This window comes from Kluyvera sp. Awk 3, from assembly GCF_028069715.1.
In the GTDB taxonomy this organism is placed as follows: Bacteria; Pseudomonadota; Gammaproteobacteria; order Enterobacterales; family Enterobacteriaceae; genus Kluyvera; species Kluyvera georgiana_A.
Genome location: NZ_JANEWH010000294.1, coordinates 1 through 894 on the forward strand (window position 1 = coordinate 1; position 894 = coordinate 894).

Genomic DNA, 894 nt, shown 5'->3' on the forward strand with positions numbered 1-894 from the left:
CCGCAGATGTATTCATCAATAGTTTTCCACTTTGTTAACTATTGATAAATTTAAAGTAACATTGCGTAAGTCAGGGTGTTTTTAATTCTCATGGACGAGAATTTATATCTCATGATATAATATGCTGGATAAAGTTGTCAGGTTATTATTCTGGCAGCAATGTAAATAAATCTTCCAGGAGACCATTCCAGTGGGACGTAAGTGGGCAAATATTGTTGCTAAAAAAACGGCTAAAGACGGTGCCACGTCTAAAGTATATGCAAAATTCGGTGTGGAAATCTATGCCGCTGCTAAACAAGGTGAACCTGATCCAGAATCAAACTCATCTTTAAAGTTCGTTATTGAACGTGCGAAACAAGCTCAGGTTCCGAAACACGTTATTGATAAAGCAATTGATAAAGCCAAGGGCGGCGGTGATGAAACCTTCGTACAAGGGCGTTATGAAGGCTTTGGTCCTAGTGGTTCGATGATCATCGCTGAGACGCTGACGTCAAATGTTAACCGCACGATTGCCAACGTCCGCACAATTTTCAATAAAAAAGGCGGGAATATCGGAGCGGCAGGTGCTGTCAGCTATATGTTTGACAATACCGGCGTGATTGTATTTAAAGGAACAGACCCTGACCGTATTTTTGAAATTCTGCTTGAAGCGGAAGTTGATGTTCGCGATGTAACCGAAGAAGAAGGAAACATCGTTATTTATACTGAGTCTACAGACCTTCATAAAGGTATTGCAGCGTTAAAAGCCGCTGGGATTACTGAATTCTCAACGACAGAATTAGAAATGATTGCCCAATCAGAAATTGAGCTCTCGCCGGAAGATTTAGAAATCTTTGAAGGACTGGTTGATGCCCTTGAAGATGACGATGATGTTCAGAAAGTATATCATAACGT

The 894-nt window shown here is 40.6% G+C and carries 1 protein-coding gene; it reads left to right on the plus strand.

Annotated features, from left to right (window positions below; all coding sequences use genetic code 11):
- Positions 1-190: 190 nt before the first annotated feature.
- On the plus strand, positions 191-894 hold a 704-nt coding region (locus tag NNN71_RS24730), incomplete at its 3' end, for a YebC/PmpR family DNA-binding transcriptional regulator (RefSeq protein WP_271459596.1).